The following is a 19,037-nucleotide window of genomic DNA, read 5'->3' as shown; positions in this document are numbered from 1 at the left end:
GGAACCCTCCTATAAGTCCCGCAAAATTCACCTTCCATGGATAGACGCATGACAATCAAAGTTTTCGGCCACAAGGCCCCCGATACCGATTCAACCGGCTCCGCGCTGATCTGGGCGTGGTATCTGAACGAGGTCAAGAACACCAAGGCAGAGGCAAAACTGCTGGGTGAGCCGAACACCGAAGCCGCCTTTGTTATCGAACGGTGGGGCTTTGATAAGCCAGAAATCATCTCGGATGTCTCCGCCGACGACAAGGTCATCATCGTTGACACCAACAACCCCGCAGAGTTGCCGGACTCGATCAACGATGCCGATGTTCTTGAGGTGATCGACCACCACCTATTGGCCGGCGGCCTGACGACGCGCTCCCCAATCACCTTCACGATCCGCCCGCTCGCCTGCGTTGCGACGGTTATGTATGACCTGATGGGCGACGACGCCGTGCAGATGCCCGATCCAATCAAGGGGCTGATGCTAAGCTGCATCCTGTCCGACACGCTTGAATTCCGTTCCCCGACCACGACGGCACATGACAAGGCCGTTGCCGAAACGCTCGCCTCGGCCCTCGGCCTCGATATCCCAAGCTACGCGGCAGAGATGTTTGAGGCGAAATCAGACGTATCGGCGTTTTCGGATGCGGAACTGCTGCGGATGGACTCGAAGGAATACGAAGTTGCGGGCACGAAATTCCGGGTGTCGGTGCTTGAAACAACCTCCCCCGCCACGGTTCTTGACCGCAAAGCCAGCCTGATCGAAAGCATGGCAGCCGTCGCGCAGGAAGACGGCGTGGATCAGGTGTTGCTCTTCGTCGTGGACATCCTGAACGAAGAAGCCACGCTGCTCGTCCCGAACGATCTAGTGAAATCGCTGGCGGAAAAGTCGTTCTCTGCCGACGTATCGGGCGACTCTGTCGTATTGCCGGGTGTTGTCAGTCGGAAGAAGCAGATCATTCCGAACCTTGCGCTTTAAGCGTCAGCAAGGGGCGCAGGCCGCGCCCCTTTTCCGCCCCGAGAGAGAATCGCATGACCCAGATCATCAACACGCTCGCCGAGGTTTCCGACCGGTATGATGCGCTATTCGTTGACCTTTGGGGATGCGTCCACAACGGGGTGGAGCCGTTTGCCGACGCGGTCAGCGCGCTTCAGGACTATCGCGCAAAGGGCGGCAAGGTCGTCCTGCTCACCAACTCGCCCCGACCGCGCGAAGGGGTGACGGCGCAACTTGACCAGATCGGTGTTGCCCGCGACAGCTGGGACACGATCGCCACATCCGGCGACAGTGCGCGCGCGGCGATGTTTCAGGGCGTCGTCGGCGAAAAGGTCTATTTCATCGGCACTGAGGTCGAGGACGAAACCTTCTTCAAGCCGCTGAAGATCATGGACGACCCCGTCGATATCCAAAAAGCCCCGCTGGATGAGGCTGAGGGCATCGTCTGCACCGGCCCGTTTGATTCAATGGCCGATCCTGACGTCAACCGGCCGGCGTTCCTGTATGCGAAGCAAAAAAGGCTAAAGCTGCTCTGCGCGAATCCCGATATCGTCGTTGATCGCGGTGAGCGGCGTGAATGGTGCGCGGGCGCATTGGCGAGGCTTTATACCGAAATGGGGGGCGAAAGCCTTTATTTCGGCAAACCGCACCCGCCGATCTATGACCTCGCGCGGCGTCGGCTGCTATCACTTGGCGCCGACGTTCCTGATGGTCGCATCCTTTGTATTGGGGATGGGTTGCCGACCGATATCCTTGGCGCATCGGGCGAAGCCCTTGATTCCATTTTTATTTCTGGTGGCTTGGCGGCTAAGGAAACGAAGACAGATAAGCAGCCGGACCCCGACGCCCTTGATCAGGTTCTCGCAGATGCACAGCTATCCCCGACCTACACCATCGGATATCTGCGCTGATCCGAGGACAAAAATCCGCCTCGCAACAAAATTTCCTAAATCGGTAGACAATCGGACGATTATTACTTTCTGGTTTGCTTCAGGCGTATTTTTCCCCTATGCTGCACCGCAACATAATCGCGACGGAGCGACGGGATGCTTGATAATATGCCACGCGGAACGATCTGCATTGAAGATATTGAGATCGGCATGCGTCGCCATCTTCGCAAAGAGGTGACAGATCGCGATATTGAGATGTTTGCCGAAGTCTCCACCGACCGCAATCCTGTGCATCTGGACGATGACTATGCACAGGACACGATCTTTGCTGGCCGCATCGCACATGGGATGCTGACGGCAGGTCTGATCTCTGCAGTGATCGGGGAACAACTGCCGGGTCACGGCACGGTCTATCTTGGCCAGACGCTGAAATTCATGGCCCCGGTTCGCCCCGGTGATGTGGTCTATGCCGAAGTTGAAGTGACCGACATCGACTTTGCCAAGCGCCGTGTAAAAATGGATTGCCACTGCGCGGTCGACAAGACGGTGGTTCTGAAGGGCGAGGCCGTCGTGCTGGCCCCAAGCCGGAAATTCGACTGACATCTTGCGCGTTCCCCCCGTCCCCGCTAGGTCAACGACATGCGGATCATTCGGGACACCCACTATATGGAAGATGCGGATCGCGGCGCGAGCGTTGCGATTGGTAATTTTGACGGTGTCCATCGCGGCCATCAGGCTGTCATCAACATCGCCCGCGAAGAAGCCCGCAAGCTGAACTGCCCGCTGGGGATCATGACGTTTGAACCTCATCCGCGACAGTATTTTGCCCCCGACGCCCCGCCCTTCCGCCTGATGAACGCAGAGGCCCGCGCGAACCGGTTGGAAAAGATCGGGGTTGAGCGGCTGTATGAACTGAACTTCGGCGCGGCCCTCGCGGACCATTCCGCACGAGAGTTTGCGCATGACGTGATCCACAAGGAGCTTGGCCTGCGCCACGTCGTTGTCGGCGCGGATTTCTGCTTTGGCAAGGGGCGGACAGGCACCGCCGCGGACCTTGTCGCATTTGGGGAAGAGTTCGGATTTGGCGTCACCATCGCCCCGCTCGTCGCGGACGCGAAGGGGCAGTTTTCGTCGACCAACATCCGCAACGCGCTTAGCGACGGGCGCCCTGCTGATGCGGCGCATATGCTGGGTCACTGGCACCGGATCGAAGGCGAAGTCATCCGTGGCGATCAGCGCGGACGGGAGCTTGGCTATCCGACAGCAAACATGTCGATTGCCGATCTGCACCCGCCGAAATTCGGTGTCTATGCCGTGAAGGTCGATGTCATGTCCGGCCCGCATCAGGGCACCTATGACGGCGCGGCAAGCCTTGGCGTGCGCCCGATGTTTGGCGAAAACGTTCCAAACATCGAAAGCTACCTGTTTGATTTCCAAGGCGATCTTTACAGCACCCACCTGTCCGTCGCTCTGGTCGAATACCTTCGGCCTGAGGCGACGTTTGACACTATCGACGCCCTCATAACGCAAATGGATGCAGATTGTGACCGTGCCCGCAAGATCCTTGCCGATGTCTGACGATCCGATTGACCGGAACGGGCTGCGCCCCAAGTTCTGGGAAAAGGTTCCGCTGAAGAAGCTGAGCCAGAAAGAATGGGAAGCGCTGTGCGACGGCTGCGGCAAATGCTGCCTTAACAAATTGGAAGACGAAGAAACCGGAGAGATCGCCTTCACCCGCGTCGCTTGTCGCCTGCTGGACGACACGACCTGCCGCTGCGCCCAATACGACATCCGCAAGCAATTCGTGCCCGAGTGTATCGTGCTGACGCCAACAACGCTGCCCGACGTTGCCTATTTCATGCCCGCAACCTGCGCCTATCGCCTGCTGCAAGAAGGCAAGCCGCTTTACGATTGGCACCCGCTGATTTCAGGCTCTGCCGACAGCGTTCATGCCGCCGGGCAATCCGTTCAGGGCTGGACCGTGCCGGAATTTGAAGTTCCCGAAGAAGAATGGGAAGATCACGTGATTGAGGAGCCTTGCTGATGCATTTCGCGTCTGACAATTCGGGACCGGTCCACCCCAAGGTCATGGACGCGCTCGCCCGCGCGAACGAAGGCTACGCAATGGCATACGGGGCCGACAAGTTGATGGACCGCGTGCGCGATCAGGTGCGTGAATTGTTCGAGGCGCCGGATGCGGCCGTCTATCTGACGGCGACAGGGACGGCGGCGAATTCGCTGATCCTTGCCACGCTTGGGCAGCCTTGGCAGACGGTATTCTGTTCCAAATACGCGCATATCCACGAAGACGAATGCAACGCGCCGGAGTTCTACACGGGCGGAGCGAAATTGACGCTTCTGCCCGGCGAGGATGCGAAATTTTCACCCGACGCGCTGCGGACTGCAATCGAGGGTGAAGAAACCCGCGGCGTGCACGGCCCGCAGCGCGGCCCGGTTTCGATTACGCAGGTAACCGAGCGTGGCACGCTTTATTCTCTTGCCGAAATCAAGGCGTTGACGGCGATTGCGAAATCTTACGACCTGCCCGTTCACATGGACGGCGCGCGGTTTGCGAATGCGGTCGTGGCGCTGGGCTGTTCCCCGGCTGAGATGTCTTGGCGGGCCGGTATCGACGCGCTTAGCTTCGGCGGCACCAAGAACGGGTTGATGGGTGTTGAGGCGGTGATCTTCTTCGACCCCCGCCACGCGTGGGAGTTTGAGCTGCGTCGTAAGCGGGGTGCGCATCTGTTTTCAAAGCATCGCTATCTGTCAGCACAATTCTCGGCCTACCTTGAAGACGGGCTGTGGCTCGACATGGCGAAGGATGCGAACCGCGCGGGCGGCCAATTGGCACGCGGCCTGAAGCAGACGGATAGCTTTAGCTTTCTGCACGAACCGGAGGCGAACATGCTGTTCCCCCGCTTTGCCCGCCAAATCCACCAACGCCTACATGACCAAGGCGCCTGCTATCATATGTGGAGCGGTAGCCTGACAGGCGATGACCCCGAAGAACTGCTGGCCGCGCGGCTGGTCTGCGACTGGTCGATGACCGACGACACGGTAGAGTCGTTCCTATCCGCCGTGCGCGCCGCCTGACCGGTCAGAGCTTTCCCGACAACGTCAGATCAAGGTCTTCCAGCCGATCCTGTCCCCAGAACCGGTCGTCTTGATCCGTGATATAGAACGGCGCACCAAAGACACCCGCGTTTACCGCGTCCTCCAAATTCGTTGCGTAGGTCTCCGCGCCGCTCAGCAGACCGCTATTGGCAAGCTCCGGGTCAAAGCCCGCGCCATCCAGACAGGCGCGGATCACGTCGTCTTGTGCGATGTCTTTTTCGTCTGCCCAACAGGCCGTCGTGATTGAATGAACAAGCTTGCCAAGGTCGCCGCCACCCGCCGACTGCGCCGCGATGATCGCGTAGGAGGACGGGGCCGGATTGGTCGGCCAGTGCGACGGTTGTGGATTCAAGGGCAGGCCCACCTTGGCGGCCTGGCGTTTCAAATCCATCAAACGGTATTCCTGCCGAGATGGGTGCCGATCCTTTGGCGGCACACCCCCGGTGCGCCCAAATAACGTGACGATATCGAACGGCTTATAGGTGATCGTCGCGCCATGCTTCTCCGCAATCTCTTCCAGCCGCTGTCCGGCAAGGTAGGTGTAGGGCGAAATTGTCGCAAAATAGTAATCTATGTGGGCCATCTGGCATCCTCCCTGCGCACGATACTTTGCAAGACCGTAGCTGGGTGGTAAGCGGTGTCAACGTCACGATTCCGTCACACGCGAGCTGCCACTCAGGAACCCTGCCAATGCCCCAGAGCCAAGAACCGAAGCTGATCTCCGGTAATGCGAACCAGACACTCGCCCGCGCTGTTGCACGCCGAATGTCGATGCATCGGGGAACGAATATCGGTCTGGTCGATGCGCGGGTTGAACGGTTCAACGACCAAGAAATCTTTGTCGAAGTGTTCGAGAATGTCCGCGGCGAGGACATGTTTATCATCCAGCCGACATCGAACCCGGCCAACGATAACTTGATGGAATTGCTGATTATCTCCGATGCACTGCGCCGGTCTTCGGCATCGCGCATCACAGCGGTGATCCCCTATTTTGGCTACGCCCGGCAGGATCGCCGGACCAAGGCGCGCACGCCGATTTCGGCCAAATTGGTGGCCAACCTAGTTGCCGAGGCCGGGATCGAGCGGGTTCTGACGATGGACCTGCACGCCGCGCAGATCCAAGGGTTCTTCGACCTGCCGGTGGATAACCTCTACGCCTCACCGATCTTCGCCTTGGATATCAAGCACCACTTCAAGGATGTGTCCGATGTGATGGTGGTTTCCCCCGACGTTGGCGGCGTTGCCCGCGCACGCGAACTGGCGCAGCGGATCGGCTGCCCCCTGTCGATCGTCGACAAGCGTCGCGAAAAGGCCGGCGAAGTCGCCGAGATGACGGTGATCGGCGATGTCAGCGGTAAGAAATGCATCATCGTGGACGACATCTGCGATACCGCCGGAACGCTTTGCAAAGCTGCCGAAGTCCTGATGGAAAGCGGCGCGAAAGAAGTTCACAGCTACATCACGCACGGCGTTCTGTCCGGCCCGGCGGTTGAGCGGATTACGAACTCCGTCATGAAATCGCTCGTCATCACGGATTCGATTGAACCGACCGATGCTGTGAAAGGCGCAAAGAATATCCGCATCGTTCCGACAGCCCCGATGTTTGCACAGGCGATCCTGAACATCTGGCACGGAACGTCGGTGTCTTCGCTGTTCGATCACGAAACGCTCGTGCCGATCTATGACGGTATGTATACGCTCGACTGATATCTTCCGGCTTGCCAATTTCTGCGAATCCTCTGACCCTTCGACAACTAAGGTCAGTGAGGAGGATCAGCCATGTTCACCGCCGAGATCATCGAAGACGGCCGCACCATTGCGCTGCGGCCGGCGGACCAACCCCCGATACGGTTTCATACGATCTGGCTGCGCGACAACGCCTGGGACACGGAAACCCGTGATCCGGGGAACGGGCAGCGGCTGATCTCTCTTTCCGACATACCGGCGGAGACACGGATTGAAGCAGCACAGGTCGACGGGAAAACGCTCCGCCTGCGGTTCATGCCAGAAGACCGCGAGATTTCGTATGACATCCAATGGCTTCAACGCCACACCTACGACCACCCCCACCACCGGATTGCGTTTGGCTGGACGAATGCGAAGGTCGAAACGTGGGACGCTGATTTGAACGACCACGTGCCAAGCGCAGGATTTGACGGGATCAAGACCAACCCGGAAACCCGCCGCGATTGGCTGGCGGCGATCCGGCGTTTCGGCTTCGCCAAGCTGACCGGTGGCCCTACTGAAAGCGGCGCGCTGCTCGATGTCGCGGCGACCTTCGGGTATGTCCGCGAAACCAACTACGGCAAGTTCTTCGAGGTGCGGACCGAGGTGAACCCGACAAACCTCGCCTATACCGGGCTTGGCCTTCAGGCCCATACGGACAATCCCTATCGCGATCCGGTTCCGACGCTTCAGATCCTCTACTGCCTCGAAAATTCCGCCGAGGGTGGTGACAACATGGTTGTCGATGGATTCCGTGTCGCGGAACGGCTGCGTGAAGAAGACCCGCACGGATTTTCCCTCTTGTCTGGCCACTGCGCCCGGTTCGAATATGCTGGCAGCCAAGGTGTGCGCCTGCGATCGCGTCGCCCGTTGATCGAACTCGCGCCGGATGGGGAACTGGTCGGTATCCGGTTCAACAACCGCTCTGCAGCTGCGATCACTGATGTGCCTTATGAGGATATGGAAAGCTACTACGCCGCGTATCGTCGGTTTGGTGAACTGGTCGATGATCAGGGGATGGAGGTCAGCTTCAAGCTCTCGCCCGGTGACAGCTTCATCGTCGATAACACGCGGGTACTGCACGCGCGCAAGGGATACTCCGGCGAAGGATCGCGCTGGCTGCAAGGGTGCTACGCAGACAAGGACGGGCTGCTTTCGACCCTCGCCGCGCTTGAAACCGAAGGGGCAGCCGCATGAACAAACCGGATTTCAACACCCTTACCGCCGATAATATCGTGGCGTTCATTGGCGACATCTTTGAACGACGAGGGGCGGACAGTTACGTCGGCGAAGACGTCACGATGTCCCAGCACATGTTGCAAGGCGCCCAGCTTGCCGAACAGGCGGGCGCCGGGGATGATCTGATCGCCGCGGCTCTTCTGCACGATATCGGGCACTACACTAACGAATTCCCGGATGACGCGCTGGAGCAGGGCATCGACAACCACCATGACGAGGCTGGCGCGGCGGTTCTCGACCGTTTCTTCCCCAGCGCCGTGACCGATTGCGTGCGCCACCACGTCGCCGCGAAACGCTACCTTTGCGCCACCGACCCGGACTATTTCGACAGACTGTCGGACGCCTCCGTCCATACGCTCGGCCTGCAAGGCGGTCCGATGAGCGCTGAGGAAGTCGCAGAGTTCGCCAAGAACCCAAACATCGACGCGATTGTTCAGGTCAGATATTGGGACGATGAAGGCAAAGACCCGACCGTGACGACGCCCGATTTCTGGCACTACGCCCCGGTATTGGAACGGATCGTGTCACGGCAAGCGGCAGGCGCGGCCTAACTAGTACAGCTTCCAGCTTTCGTCTTCGTGGTCCAGCTCTCCGATGGCGAGCCAGCTTGCGCGGATGCGGGCAACCCGGCTGTCGCCCCATGTACGAAAGACGATAGTAAACCCGGTTTCTGTGATGTCGTCGGCCTGAATGTCGGCCCGCATGTTGGTCAGGCGGTCGGTGTCCCACATCGTCATCCCAATTTGAACAGTGGGCGGTGAGGCGAAGGGCTTGGAAAACGCCACAGCTTTGCGGGACGCGCGGGGGCCTTTGCCTGTCCACATCTCGCCGCCATCCTCAAAATCGGAGAACAGGACGTGTTCGCCCTGATCGATCCCAATCAGATGATTTTGCAGGAATTTCATCGCGTTACCCTACCTACGGCAGAAAAATAAATCGGCGCCTTAAACGAAAAAGCCCCGCCAAGGCGGGACTTTTTGATCGTAAATGCCAACGGATCAGAGCGAGGCTTGCTTGCTCGACAATCCGATTTCGTCACCCATCGCCACCATGTCGGAAAGCAGCTTCGCCGCATCGTCGACCGGACCCGGTTCGTTTTGGAACACTTCTTTCGCCTTCGCGTGCGCCTGCCGGAACTCTTCGACGATTGTGTCGAAATGTTCCTGCGTCATGTCACCTTTGGCAACCGCACGTTCGGCCAGAACCGTCACACCTTCGGCGCTGATTTCGGCAAAGCCGCCGGTGACGACATATTCGTTTTCACCCTCACCGCCTTCGATCCGAATAACACCGGGGCGCAGCGTGGTGATCAGCGGCGCGTGATCCGGCATCGCCGTCAGATTGCCTTCGGCACCCGGCAGCTGAACCTGACGGATTTCGCCCGACATCAGCTTTTTCTCGGGGGAGACCAGATCAAATTGCATCGTATCGGCCATCAGGCCCTCCTTTCGGGCGGATTGGGGCGGATGATACTCCGCCCCTCCGCGCGATATTCATCAGGCTGCTTCGGCGGCCATCTTCTCGGCTTTGGCGACGACGTCTTCGATGCCGCCAACCATGTAGAACGCGCCTTCCGGCAGGTGGTCGTACTCGCCGGCCACAACCGCCTTGAACGATTTGATGGTTTCTTCCAGCGGCACCTGAACACCGTCAGAACCGGTAAAGACCTTCGCCACGTCAAACGGCTGGCTGAGGAAACGCTGGATTTTCCGGGCGCGGGCCACGGTCAGCTTGTCCTCTTCCGACAGTTCGTCCATCCCGAGAATGGCGATAATGTCCTGAAGCGACTTGTAGCGCTGAAGCGTTTCCTGAACGGCACTGGCGACTTCGTAGTGTTCGTCACCAACGATCGAGCGGTCCATCAAACGCGACGTGGAGTCGAGCGGGTCAACAGCCGGATAGATGCCGAGTTCGGAAATCGCACGCGACAGAACGGTCGTCGCATCAAGGTGCGCAAACGATGTTGCCGGTGCAGGGTCGGTAAGGTCATCCGCAGGCACGTAGATCGCCTGAACCGATGTGATGGACCCGGCCTTGGTTGACGTAATACGTTCTTGCAGCGCACCCATGTCGGTTGCCAGCGTCGGTTGGTAGCCCACAGCAGAAGGAATACGACCCAGAAGTGCGGACACCTCGGAACCCGCCTGCGTAAAGCGGAAAATGTTGTCGACAAAGAACAGAACGTCGGTCCCGGACTGGTCGCGGAACTGCTCGGCCAGTGTCAGACCGGACAGAGCCACACGCATCCGCGCTCCAGGAGGTTCGTTCATCTGGCCGTAGACCAGCGCAACTTTGGAGTCGGCGAGGTTATCCGGAACGATAACGCCGGATTCGATCATCTCGTGGTAAAGGTCGTTGCCTTCCCGCGTCCGTTCGCCCACGCCCGCAAACACCGAGAAACCGGAGTGCACTTTGGCGATGTTGTTGATCAGTTCCATGATGAGAACTGTCTTACCAACACCCGCACCCCCGAAGAGGCCGATTTTTCCGCCCTTAGCGTAAGGCGCAAGAAGGTCAACAACCTTGATGCCGGTTACGAGCACTTCGGATTCCGTCGCCTGTTCAGCGAAGTCCGGTGCGGGCTGGTGGATCGGGCGATGCTCATCCGCCTTCACGTCGCCCTTTTCGTCGATCGGCTCACCGATGACGTTCAAAATGCGACCGAGCGTAGAGTTGCCCACAGGCACAGAGATCGGCGCACCGGTGTCAACCACTTCGACGCCGCGGACGAGGCCCTCTGTCGCGTCCATGGCGATGGTCCGAACAGTGTTTTCACCAAGGTGCTGGGCGACTTCCAGAACCAGTTTCTTGCCATTGTTATCGGTGGTCAAAGCGTTCAGAATCTCAGGCAGGTGATCCTCAAACTGCACGTCCACAACGGCGCCGATGACCTGGGTCACTTTGCCTTTAGCGTTTGCCATGTCGTTTTCTCCGGTTCTTTCTTAGAGCGCTTCCGCGCCCGAAATGATCTCAATAAGCTCGTTGGTGATGACAGCCTGACGGGAGCGGTTGAATTCGATCGTCAGCTTGTCGATCATCTCGCCCGCGTTGCGTGTCGCGTTGTCCATCGCGGACATCCGCGCGCCCTGCTCAGACGCGCCGTTTTCAAGCAGCGCCGCAAAGATTTGCGTTGCCACACCACGCGGAAGCAGATCGGCAAGGATGCCTTCTTCGCTGGGTTCGTAGTCGTAGATCGTGCTGGCCGCCTGATCTTCCTCGGGTGCATCAAAGCTTGCCGGGATGACCTGCTGGGCGGTCGGGATCTGGCTGACGACGTTTTCAAACCGCGAATAGAAGATCGTCGCAACGTCGAACTCGCCATCGTCAAAACGGGACAGAACGTCCTTTGCGATTCCGCTGGCGTCTTCATAGCTGACACGCTTCACTTCGGTCAGATCAACGTGGCCGATGAAATACTCACCATAGTCACGCTTCATGGAGTCGCGACCTTTCTTGCCAACGGTCAGGATTTTGACGGTCTTGCCGTCAGCAAGCAGATCATCCGCCCGCTGCTTCGCAAGCTTTGCAATGTTCGCGTTGAAGCCGCCACACAGACCGCGTTCTGCCGTCATAACCACCAATAGATGGGTCTGGTCAGAGCCGGTCCCCGACAAAAGCCGCGGCGCGCTATCAGAATCCCCGACAGACGCGGCCAGACCGCCAAGAACAGCGCTCATCCGTTCGGCGTAGGGCCGACCGGCTTCGGCAGCGTCTTGGGCACGGCGGAGCTTTGCCGCCGCGACCATCTGCATCGCCTTTGTGATCTTCCGCGTTGATTTAACGCTTTCGATCCTGTTTTTCAGGTCCTTCAGACTTGGCATTGCCTCGTCCCCTTAAGCGAAATCAGCGGCGAATTCGTCGATAGCAGACTTGATCTTGTCTTCCAGATCACCTTTGACCTTGCGGTCGTTCTTGGTGATGTCATCCAGAAGATCACGGTGTTTCTGGCGCAGGTGATTCAACAAGCCTTCTTCGAAGTGGCCTACCTGTTTGACATCGACACCATCAAGGTAGCCATGCGTCCCCGCGTAGATCACGCAAACAATCTCTGCGTTGGTCAGCGGCGAATACTGCGGCTGCTTCATCAGTTCCGTCAAGCGCGCACCGCGGTTCAGCAGCTTTTGCGTCGCCGCATCAAGGTCAGAGCCAAACTGCGCAAACGCCGCCATCTCACGATACTGCGCAAGCTCAAGCTTGACCGGGCCTGCGACTGATTTCATCGCATCCGTTTGTGCGGAGGAGCCAACCCGCGACACCGACAGACCGGTGTTCACAGCAGGACGGATACCTTGGTAGAACAATTCCGTTTCTAGGAAGATCTGGCCGTCGGTGATCGAAATCACGTTGGTCGGAATAAACGCTGAAACGTCACCACCTTGGGTTTCAATGATCGGCAGCGCGGTAAGCGACCCTGCGCCGTGATCTTCGTTCAGCTTCGCGGAACGCTCAAGCAGGCGGGAGTGGAGGTAGAAGACGTCGCCCGGATAGGCTTCACGCCCCGGCGGACGGCGCAGCAGCAGCGACATCTGACGATACGACACAGCCTGTTTGGACAGGTCATCGTATACGATCAGCGCGTGGCGGCCGTTGTCACGGAAATGTTCCGCCATCGAAGTCGCAGCATAAGGTGCAAGGAACTGCATAGGCGCCGGATCGGACGCGGTTGCGGCGACGATGATCGAGTAATCAATCGCTCCGGTTTCTTCCAGCTTCTTCACAAGCTGCGCAACGGTCGAACGCTTTTGACCAACTGCGACGTAGACGCAGTAGAGTTTCTTGCTTTCGTCGTCGCCAGCAGCGTCGTTGTAGACCTTCTGGTTCAGGATTGTGTCGAGCGCCACGGCCGTCTTGCCGGTCTGGCGGTCGCCAATGATAAGTTCACGCTGCCCACGACCAATCGGGATCATGGCGTCGACGGATTTCAGACCGGTTGCCATCGGTTCATGCACCGATTTACGCGGGATGATGCCCGGTGCCTTCACATCCGCAACCGAACGCTTCGTCGTCTTGATCGGGCCTTTGCCATCAATCGGGTTGCCAAGGCCGTCAACAACGCGGCCCAGCAGTTCGTCACCAACAGGAACGTCCACAATGGCGTTCGTCCGCTTGACGGTGTCGCCTTCCTTGATGTCCCGGTCAGAGCCGAAGATCACGATACCGACGTTGTCGCTTTCAAGGTTCAGCGCCATGCCCCGGATGCCACCGGGGAATTCGACCATCTCGCCCGCTTGGACGTTGTCGAGGCCATAGACCCGCGCAATACCGTCACCGACGCTCAGCACGCGGCCGACTTCTGCGACCTCCGCTTCCTGACCGAAGTTCTTGATCTGCTCTTTAAGGATCGCAGAGATTTCGGCTGCCTGGATTCCCATTATCCGACCTCTTTCATTGAATTCTGAAGGGAGTTGAGCTTGGAGCGGATCGAGGTATCGATCATCTTCGAGCCAACTTTAACGACAAGACCGCCGATGAGCTTTTCATCAACGGTCGAATTAATTTTCACGTCTTTGCCGACAGTCGCCTTGAGCGTCTTGGCAAGCGCATCGGACTGCGCCTTGGTCAGCGCCTTTGCTGCGGTCACGTCTGCGGTGATTTCGCCTTTTTCGTCGGCAATCAGGTCACGCAGTTCGTTCAGCAGTTGCGGCAGCACGAACAGGCGCCGCTTGGACGCCATCAGGCCAAGCGCATTGCCCAGCATGTCCGACACGTCCATTTTTTTGGCAATCGCGGCAACGGCTGTGCCTTGTTCATCGCGGGAGTAGATCGGCGACAAAATCAGCGACGAGAAATCCTCGCTGCCCTCAAGGGCAGACGAAAGCGCATCGATATCGCTCTCCAGCATTTTCAGATTCTTGTTTTCTTTGGCCAGATCAAAAATGGCCGTGGCATAGCGCGATGCAATGCCGGATGAGGTCGAAGCTGATTCAGACACGTCCACCCTTCCGATGTCTCTTGCTCTGCACCAAGCGCGTCGTATGACGGCTGGCTGAGCGGCTTGGCAGCGCTTACGGTTGATAAGCACCAAAATCGGCGTGGGTGTAACAGACGCTTTCCCGCCTATCAACTGCATTTGGTTCGATTAATGATGTGGCAGAGCACCTAATTTATAAGGGCTTAGCCTAGGTGCGACGTATTGCGCCAGAAATTTCTGCCGGAAAACATCAGGAATCCCTGCGGTTGCGGCGATTCTTGTGGAAATCGGATAGCGCTGTTCCAGGCTGTATCAGATCGGTTTGACCTCTGGTTGGGTCATCCCTTCGAGAACCCGCAGTGGGCGGCGCACCCGTTCAGGCAGGCCGGGACGGGTCGGTGCGAAGACCTGCTTTGACACCTCAACCAACAGAACGCCGCCCGCCAGATGGCCCGACACCTTGCGCCCGGTCTTTTCCCAAAACTGGCTCGTCCGAAGCCAGAACCGCCGCTGCGATGGCGGCGCAAACAGCGCGGCAACGTGGCGTTCAGGCACGAACCCATGTGCCTTTAGCTGGCTTTCCAACTGCGACAAGGAATAGGGACGGCCATAGCCGAACGGAGTCTTGTCCCCCCTCGCCCACAAACCCGCGCGGTTCGGCACAATGAACATCGCCCGACCACCGGGCCCCATGACCCGCCAGCATTCTTCCAAAAGCGCACTTTGCTGGTCGCTGGTTTCGAGACCGTGCAGCAGGATCAACTTATCGACCGACCCCGTCGCAATGGGCCACAGCGTTTCTTCGCACAGCGTCGTGATATTCGGCATCCCGGCAGGCCACGGCATCACGCCCTGCGCGCCCGGCATCAACCCGATGACGCGGCGCGCGTCGGTCAGATACGGCCTGAGCAGCGGTATCGCGAACCCGAAACCCGCAACGGTCTGCCCCTTCGCTTCGGGCCACAGCGCCGTCATCTGATCACGGACGGCTTTTTGCGCCGCACGGCCCAGCGTGCTGCGATAGTAAAACGTCCTCAGATCCAGCACATCAAGGTGCATTCATCGCCCCTCAGCTTTCGGCGTTCGCTTATATCTAAGCCCAAACATCAGGATTGCGACAACCGCTTTGCGACAAGGACAAGGTTATTTGCCGGCATCTCGTGTTGCGCGACAAAACCCAGACCAATTTCGGCGAGGCAGTCGCGCATCCAGCCAACATCCTTGTAGCCAATCGACGGGTCTTGCCCCTGCAAGGTGGCGTCAAACGCCTCATCGCCAGTGCTTTGATAGTGGCCGTGGCGCTTGAATGGCCCATAGATGAAGGCCTGCCCCTCAGGTTTCAGCGCGTTATGCATATTCGTCAGAATCGCCCGCGCGTCGGCTTCACTGATAAGATGGAACAGGTTGACGACGTAAATCAGGGCAACATTCTCGGGTCCGTCCGCCCACGGCTTCTTCGCATCCAGAAGGATTGGCGGCAAAAGGTTCTTCGCCCCGGCCTCCGCCCGCCACGCAGCGATGCTTTGCAATCGATCCTCGTCGATATCGCTTGGCTGCCACGTCAACTGCGGAAACGCGCGCGCCAAGGCCGCAATGTGCTGCCCCGTTCCGCTCGCAATCTCAAGCGCCAGCCCGCTATCGGGCACATACTCCGCCAGACAATCGCGGATCGGCGCAAAGTTCCGCTCTGCCGAGGGGGCGCTAAGACGGCCGTCCGCAGCGCCTTCGGAAAGGAATGCACTGTCAGGCAGGCTGAGTTTTCGTCCGGTCATGGCCTCTCCGTTCGGGGCAATGTTGCACCTGCCCAAGGTTTCAGCAAGACTTGGTTAGCAGCAGGAAAGGACGCCGCATATGTCTTTCACGATAGAAACAATCCCATGCCTTTCAGACAACTATGCCTTCCTCATCCACAATGATGTGTCAGGGCAGACTGCGCTGGTCGATGCACCCGAAGCCGGGCCGATCATGCGGGCGCTTCAGGATAAAGGCTGGACGTTGGACCTGATTCTATTGACCCACCACCACGCCGATCACATCGATGGAGTGGCAGCGCTGCAGGATGCATTCGACGCGACGGTCATAGGTGCGGCTGCGGATGCGCACCGCTTACCGTCGCTCGACAAAGAAGTGTCCGAAGGCGACGTGATCGAATTCGCTGGCGCAGATATTCATGTGCTGGATGTCTCCGGCCATACGGTCGGGCATATCGCGTTCCATATGCCAGATGCCAACGCCGCCTTTACAGCCGACAGCCTGATGGCGCTGGGATGCGGGCGGCTGTTTGAAGGCACGCCAGCGCAGATGTGGAGCAGCCTGTCAAAGCTTTCCACGCTGCCCGCCGACACGCTGATCTGCTCAGGCCATGAATACACGCAAGCCAACGCCCGCTTTGCCCTGACTATTGAACCGGACAACGCGGACCTTATATCAAGGGCAGCGCAGATTGACGCTGACCGCGCCGCCGGGATAGCGACCGTTCCATCAACCTTAGTCACCGAAACCGCAACCAACCCGTTCCTGCGCGCGCATTTGCCGGAGGTTAAATCCGCCATCGGCATGGCCAATGCGTCTGACGTCGAGGTTTTCGCGGAAATCAGAAAGCGGAAGGACAACTTTTGACCCCTGTCCAAATAGCTATGTCAAGTCGGAAAATCGGCGTCACTCGGAAGAAATGTGACCCGATTTGAACAGAAAAGTCTTGAAGCGGACAGGAACACAACCGAACTTTAATACTAAGAGGCCACGGTCGATAGGGGTACACCCCCACCCGGCCAAATGAGAGGAGCACATAACCGTGCCTTCATTTTCAAATACGCTCGAGCAGGCAATCCATTCCGCATTGGCGCTGGCCAATGCCCGAAGACATGAGCTTGCGACACTTGAACACCTTCTTCTGGCGCTGATCGACGAACCGGACGCCGCGCGGGTCATGCAGGCCTGTGACGTCAATCTGGAAGAGTTACGCAAGACGCTGCAGGATTTCGTCGATGACGATCTGTCTACGCTGATTACCGATGTCGAAGGCTCCGAAGCGGTTCCGACCGCCGCCTTCCAACGCGTGATCCAGCGGGCCGCGATCCACGTGCAATCCTCTGGCCGGACCGAAGTTACTGGTGCAAACGTGCTGGTCGCGATCTTTGCCGAACGGGAATCGAACGCCGCCTACTTCCTGCAAGAACAGGACATGACCCGCTACGACGCAGTCAACTTCATAGCGCATGGCGTGGCGAAAGATCCGACCTTTGGCGAGGCCCGCCCAGTTTCCGGTGCGCCGGAGTTTGATGAAAACGCCCAAGTCGCTGATGAGGAAGACGGCAAGGAAAGCGCGCTGTCCAAATATTGCGTCGACCTCAACGCGAAAGCCGTGAAAGGCGAGGTCGATCCGCTGATCGGGCGAGAGCATGAGGTTGAGCGTTGCGTTCAAGTGCTCTGCCGTCGTCGCAAGAATAACCCGCTGCTGGTGGGCGATCCGGGCGTTGGTAAAACCGCCATCGCCGAAGGCTTGGCTCGCAAGATCGTGCAGGGCGAAACGCCTGACGTTCTGGCCGGCGCGACGATCTACTCGCTCGATATGGGTGCGCTGTTGGCCGGCACACGCTATCGCGGTGATTTCGAAGAGCGCCTGAAAGCCGTCATGGCCGAGCTTGAAGATCACGATGACGCCGTCTTGTTCATCGACGAAATTCACACCGTGATCGGTGCCGGGGCGACCTCCGGCGGTGCGATGGATGCCAGCAACCTGCTGAAACCGGCGCTTCAGGGCGGAAAACTGCGCTGCATGGGCTCCACGACGTATAAAGAGTTCCGCCAGCATTTTGAAAAGGACCGGGCGCTGTCGCGGCGTTTCCAGAAGATCGACGTGAACGAACCGTCAGTCGAGGACACGATCAAGATCCTGAAAGGGCTGAAGCCATATTTCGAGGAACATCACGACATTCGCTATACCTCTGACGCGATTAAAACGGCGGTGGAGCTATCGGCACGCTACATCACGGATCGGAAACTGCCCGACAAGGCGATTGATGTGATCGACGAAGCGGGCGCCGCTCAGCACCTAATCATCGAAAGCAAACGCCGCAAAACCATCGGCACGAAGGAGATTGAGGCCGTCGTCGCCAAGATCGCCCGCATCCCACCGAAGAATGTCTCCAAGGACGATGCCGAAGTGCTACGCGACCTTGAACAGACGCTGAAACGGGTCGTGTTCGGTCAGGACAGCGCAATCGAGAACCTATCCTCTGCCATCAAACTGGCGCGGGCCGGGTTGCGCGAACCTGAAAAACCCATCGGCAACTACCTGTTCGCGGGACCAACTGGCGTCGGCAAGACCGAGGTGGCAAAACAGCTCGCCGACACGCTTGGCGTCGAACTGCTGCGCTTCGACATGTCGGAATATATGGAGAAGCACGCGGTTTCCCGTCTGATTGGTGCGCCTCCGGGCTATGTCGGTTTTGACCAAGGCGGCATGCTGACCGATAGCGTTGACCAGCACCCGCATTGCGTTTTGCTGCTGGATGAAATCGAAAAGGCGCATCCGGATGTCTACAACATCCTGCTGCAAGTCATGGACCACGGCCAACTAACCGACCACAACGGTCGCACGGTCGATTTCCGCAACGTGATCCTGATCATGACATCGAACGCAGGCGCGATGGAGCAAGCGAAAGAGGCGATCGGCTTTGGCCGCGACCGTCGCGAGGGTGAAGACACGGCCGCAATCGAACGGACATTCACGCCGGAGTTCCGTAACCGTCTTGATGCGGTCGTCAGCTTCGCACCCCTTGGGTTGGAGGTGATCCTACAGGTCGTTGAGAAGTTCGTGCTGCAACTTGAAGCGCAGCTGCTGGATCGCGGCGTGACCATCGAACTGACCCGTCCGGCCGCCGAATGGCTGGCAGAAAAGGGTTACGACGACAAGATGGGCGCCCGCCCGTTGGGCCGCGTTATTCAGGAACACATCAAGAAACCGCTGGCCGAGGAATTGCTGTTCGGCAAGCTCGCCAAAGGTGGTCTGGTCAAGGTCGGCGTCAAGAACAACGCGCTTGAGCTGACGATTGAGGAGCCTGAGAAGCGTCGGCTGTCCGGTAAGTCTCCGCGCTTGTTGACGGCTGACTAAATCGCGGTTCTGCAAAACAACAAAGGCCCGTGACGGAGACGTCGCGGGCCTT

Annotated in this window: 20 protein-coding genes; 11 read left to right on the top strand and 9 right to left on the bottom strand. The window is 58.6% G+C overall.

Annotated elements, in window-relative coordinates; genetic code table 11:
* Positions 1-48 precede the first annotated feature (48 nt).
* The 6 genes from ACEWPJ_RS04350 to ACEWPJ_RS04325 all read left to right on the top strand — a co-directional run bounded on the left by ACEWPJ_RS04350 (position 49) and on the right by ACEWPJ_RS04325 (position 4,973).
* Positions 49-969 (top strand): manganese-dependent inorganic pyrophosphatase, encoded by a 921-nt coding sequence (locus tag ACEWPJ_RS04350; protein WP_416511180.1) that lies wholly within the window; start codon positions 49-51, stop codon positions 967-969.
* Between the two features lie 53 nt (positions 970-1,022).
* Positions 1,023-1,898, top strand: coding sequence for a TIGR01459 family HAD-type hydrolase (locus ACEWPJ_RS04345; RefSeq protein WP_416511178.1), 876 nt, complete (start codon positions 1,023-1,025; stop codon positions 1,896-1,898).
* A 135-nt stretch (positions 1,899-2,033) separates the two neighbouring features.
* On the top strand, positions 2,034-2,477 hold the full coding sequence (locus ACEWPJ_RS04340) for a MaoC family dehydratase (RefSeq protein WP_416511176.1): 444 nt from the start codon (positions 2,034-2,036) through the stop codon (positions 2,475-2,477).
* Between the two features lie 39 nt (positions 2,478-2,516).
* Positions 2,517-3,455 carry a bifunctional riboflavin kinase/FAD synthetase gene (locus tag ACEWPJ_RS04335; RefSeq protein ID WP_416511174.1) on the top strand — a complete coding sequence of 313 codons (939 nt, stop codon included), beginning with the start codon at positions 2,517-2,519 and terminating at the stop codon, positions 3,453-3,455.
* A complete protein-coding gene (locus ACEWPJ_RS04330; protein ID WP_416511173.1) occupies positions 3,448-3,921 on the top strand; it encodes a YcgN family cysteine cluster protein in 474 nt (157 codons plus the stop codon). The genes ACEWPJ_RS04335 and ACEWPJ_RS04330 overlap by 8 nt, the downstream gene beginning before the upstream one ends.
* Positions 3,921-4,973, top strand: coding sequence for a threonine aldolase family protein (locus ACEWPJ_RS04325; protein ID WP_416511172.1), 1,053 nt, complete (start codon positions 3,921-3,923; stop codon positions 4,971-4,973). The genes ACEWPJ_RS04330 and ACEWPJ_RS04325 overlap by 1 nt, the downstream gene beginning before the upstream one ends.
* A 4-nt stretch (positions 4,974-4,977) precedes the next feature.
* Here the strand turns inward: ACEWPJ_RS04325 and ACEWPJ_RS04320 are convergent, their stop codons facing one another.
* A complete protein-coding gene (locus ACEWPJ_RS04320; protein WP_416511170.1) occupies positions 4,978-5,577 on the bottom strand; it encodes a 2-hydroxychromene-2-carboxylate isomerase in 600 nt (199 codons plus the stop codon).
* A gap of 107 nt (positions 5,578-5,684) precedes the next feature.
* Here ACEWPJ_RS04320 and ACEWPJ_RS04315 point away from each other — a divergent pair, with 107 nt between their 5' ends.
* The 3 genes from ACEWPJ_RS04315 to ACEWPJ_RS04305 all read left to right on the top strand — a co-directional run bounded on the left by ACEWPJ_RS04315 (position 5,685) and on the right by ACEWPJ_RS04305 (position 8,509).
* Entirely contained in the window at positions 5,685-6,701 is a 1,017-nt protein-coding gene (locus ACEWPJ_RS04315; protein ID WP_416511168.1) for a ribose-phosphate pyrophosphokinase, read from the top strand.
* Positions 6,702-6,773: 72 nt separating this feature from the next.
* Positions 6,774-7,916 (top strand): gamma-butyrobetaine dioxygenase, encoded by a 1,143-nt coding sequence (locus tag ACEWPJ_RS04310; RefSeq protein ID WP_416511166.1) that lies wholly within the window; start codon positions 6,774-6,776, stop codon positions 7,914-7,916.
* Complete coding sequence (locus ACEWPJ_RS04305; RefSeq protein WP_416511164.1) at positions 7,913-8,509, top strand: HD domain-containing protein; 597 nt, start codon at positions 7,913-7,915, stop codon at positions 8,507-8,509. The genes ACEWPJ_RS04310 and ACEWPJ_RS04305 overlap by 4 nt, the downstream gene beginning before the upstream one ends.
* Here ACEWPJ_RS04305 and ACEWPJ_RS04300 read toward each other — a convergent pair whose 3' ends face one another.
* The 8 genes from ACEWPJ_RS04300 to ACEWPJ_RS04265 form a co-directional block, all read right to left on the bottom strand.
* Positions 8,510-8,863: an H-type lectin domain-containing protein gene (locus ACEWPJ_RS04300; protein WP_416511163.1), complete on the bottom strand. Its 354-nt coding sequence runs from the start codon at positions 8,861-8,863 to the stop codon at positions 8,510-8,512.
* Positions 8,864-8,956: 93 nt separating this feature from the next.
* Entirely contained in the window at positions 8,957-9,394 is a 438-nt protein-coding gene (locus tag ACEWPJ_RS04295) for a F0F1 ATP synthase subunit epsilon (protein ID WP_416511161.1), read from the bottom strand.
* 60 nt (positions 9,395-9,454) lie between these two features.
* Positions 9,455-10,879 carry a F0F1 ATP synthase subunit beta gene (atpD, locus tag ACEWPJ_RS04290; RefSeq protein WP_416511159.1) on the bottom strand — a complete coding sequence of 475 codons (1,425 nt, stop codon included), beginning with the start codon at positions 10,877-10,879 and terminating at the stop codon, positions 9,455-9,457.
* Positions 10,880-10,900: 21 nt separating this feature from the next.
* The gene (locus ACEWPJ_RS04285) at positions 10,901-11,779 is read right to left on the bottom strand and encodes a F0F1 ATP synthase subunit gamma (RefSeq protein ID WP_416511158.1); all 879 of its coding nucleotides are present in this window, start codon (positions 11,777-11,779) and stop codon (positions 10,901-10,903) included.
* Positions 11,780-11,791: 12 nt separating this feature from the next.
* Entirely contained in the window at positions 11,792-13,330 is a 1,539-nt protein-coding gene (gene atpA / locus ACEWPJ_RS04280; protein WP_416511156.1) for a F0F1 ATP synthase subunit alpha, read from the bottom strand.
* Entirely contained in the window at positions 13,330-13,890 is a 561-nt protein-coding gene (locus ACEWPJ_RS04275) for a F0F1 ATP synthase subunit delta (RefSeq protein ID WP_416513001.1), read from the bottom strand. The genes atpA and ACEWPJ_RS04275 overlap by 1 nt, the downstream gene beginning before the upstream one ends.
* Positions 13,891-14,181: 291 nt before the next feature.
* Complete coding sequence (locus ACEWPJ_RS04270; RefSeq protein ID WP_416511154.1) at positions 14,182-14,928, bottom strand: hypothetical protein; 747 nt, start codon at positions 14,926-14,928, stop codon at positions 14,182-14,184.
* Positions 14,929-14,975: 47 nt separating this feature from the next.
* Positions 14,976-15,641, bottom strand: coding sequence for a DUF938 domain-containing protein (locus tag ACEWPJ_RS04265; RefSeq protein ID WP_416511152.1), 666 nt, complete (start codon positions 15,639-15,641; stop codon positions 14,976-14,978).
* 79 nt (positions 15,642-15,720) lie between these two features.
* Here ACEWPJ_RS04265 and gloB point away from each other — a divergent pair, with 79 nt between their 5' ends.
* Positions 15,721-16,488, top strand: a complete 768-nt coding sequence (gene gloB, locus ACEWPJ_RS04260) for a hydroxyacylglutathione hydrolase (RefSeq protein ID WP_416511151.1) — start codon at positions 15,721-15,723, stop codon at positions 16,486-16,488.
* Positions 16,489-16,663: 175 nt separating this feature from the next.
* Positions 16,664-18,985: an ATP-dependent Clp protease ATP-binding subunit ClpA gene (clpA, locus tag ACEWPJ_RS04255; RefSeq protein WP_416511149.1), complete on the top strand. Its 2,322-nt coding sequence runs from the start codon at positions 16,664-16,666 to the stop codon at positions 18,983-18,985.
* Positions 18,986-19,037: the final 52 nt, after the last annotated feature.

The sequence above is a fragment of the Aliiroseovarius sp. YM-037 genome (assembly GCF_048060095.1).
In the GTDB taxonomy this organism is placed as follows: domain Bacteria; phylum Pseudomonadota; class Alphaproteobacteria; order Rhodobacterales; family Rhodobacteraceae; genus JBLUOA01.
The sequence above is the reverse complement of the archived record's forward strand: the minus strand, read 5'-3'. Positions and strand labels throughout refer to the sequence as shown.

Excerpts from the sequence above, each read along its gene's own strand:
- ACEWPJ_RS04350 (WP_416511180.1), top strand. The coding sequence starts at position 49 with ATGACAATCAAAGTTTTCGGCCACAAGGCCCCCGATACCGATTCAACC.
- ACEWPJ_RS04345 (WP_416511178.1), top strand. The coding sequence starts at position 1,023 with ATGACCCAGATCATCAACACGCTCGCCGAGGTTTCCGACCGGTATGAT.
- ACEWPJ_RS04340 (WP_416511176.1), top strand. The coding sequence starts at position 2,034 with ATGCTTGATAATATGCCACGCGGAACGATCTGCATTGAAGATATTGAG.
- ACEWPJ_RS04335 (WP_416511174.1), top strand. The coding sequence starts at position 2,517 with ATGCGGATCATTCGGGACACCCACTATATGGAAGATGCGGATCGCGGC.
- ACEWPJ_RS04330 (WP_416511173.1), top strand. The coding sequence starts at position 3,448 with ATGTCTGACGATCCGATTGACCGGAACGGGCTGCGCCCCAAGTTCTGG.
- ACEWPJ_RS04325 (WP_416511172.1), top strand. The coding sequence starts at position 3,921 with ATGCATTTCGCGTCTGACAATTCGGGACCGGTCCACCCCAAGGTCATG.
- ACEWPJ_RS04320 (WP_416511170.1), bottom strand. The coding sequence starts at position 5,577 with ATGGCCCACATAGATTACTATTTTGCGACAATTTCGCCCTACACCTAC.
- ACEWPJ_RS04315 (WP_416511168.1), top strand. The coding sequence starts at position 5,685 with ATGCCCCAGAGCCAAGAACCGAAGCTGATCTCCGGTAATGCGAACCAG.
- ACEWPJ_RS04310 (WP_416511166.1), top strand. The coding sequence starts at position 6,774 with ATGTTCACCGCCGAGATCATCGAAGACGGCCGCACCATTGCGCTGCGG.
- ACEWPJ_RS04305 (WP_416511164.1), top strand. The coding sequence starts at position 7,913 with ATGAACAAACCGGATTTCAACACCCTTACCGCCGATAATATCGTGGCG.
- ACEWPJ_RS04300 (WP_416511163.1), bottom strand. The coding sequence starts at position 8,863 with ATGAAATTCCTGCAAAATCATCTGATTGGGATCGATCAGGGCGAACAC.
- ACEWPJ_RS04295 (WP_416511161.1), bottom strand. The coding sequence starts at position 9,394 with ATGGCCGATACGATGCAATTTGATCTGGTCTCCCCCGAGAAAAAGCTG.
- atpD (WP_416511159.1), bottom strand. The coding sequence starts at position 10,879 with ATGGCAAACGCTAAAGGCAAAGTGACCCAGGTCATCGGCGCCGTTGTG.
- ACEWPJ_RS04285 (WP_416511158.1), bottom strand. The coding sequence starts at position 11,779 with ATGCCAAGTCTGAAGGACCTGAAAAACAGGATCGAAAGCGTTAAATCA.
- atpA (WP_416511156.1), bottom strand. The coding sequence starts at position 13,330 with ATGGGAATCCAGGCAGCCGAAATCTCTGCGATCCTTAAAGAGCAGATC.
- ACEWPJ_RS04270 (WP_416511154.1), bottom strand. The coding sequence starts at position 14,928 with ATGCACCTTGATGTGCTGGATCTGAGGACGTTTTACTATCGCAGCACG.
- ACEWPJ_RS04265 (WP_416511152.1), bottom strand. The coding sequence starts at position 15,641 with ATGACCGGACGAAAACTCAGCCTGCCTGACAGTGCATTCCTTTCCGAA.
- gloB (WP_416511151.1), top strand. The coding sequence starts at position 15,721 with ATGTCTTTCACGATAGAAACAATCCCATGCCTTTCAGACAACTATGCC.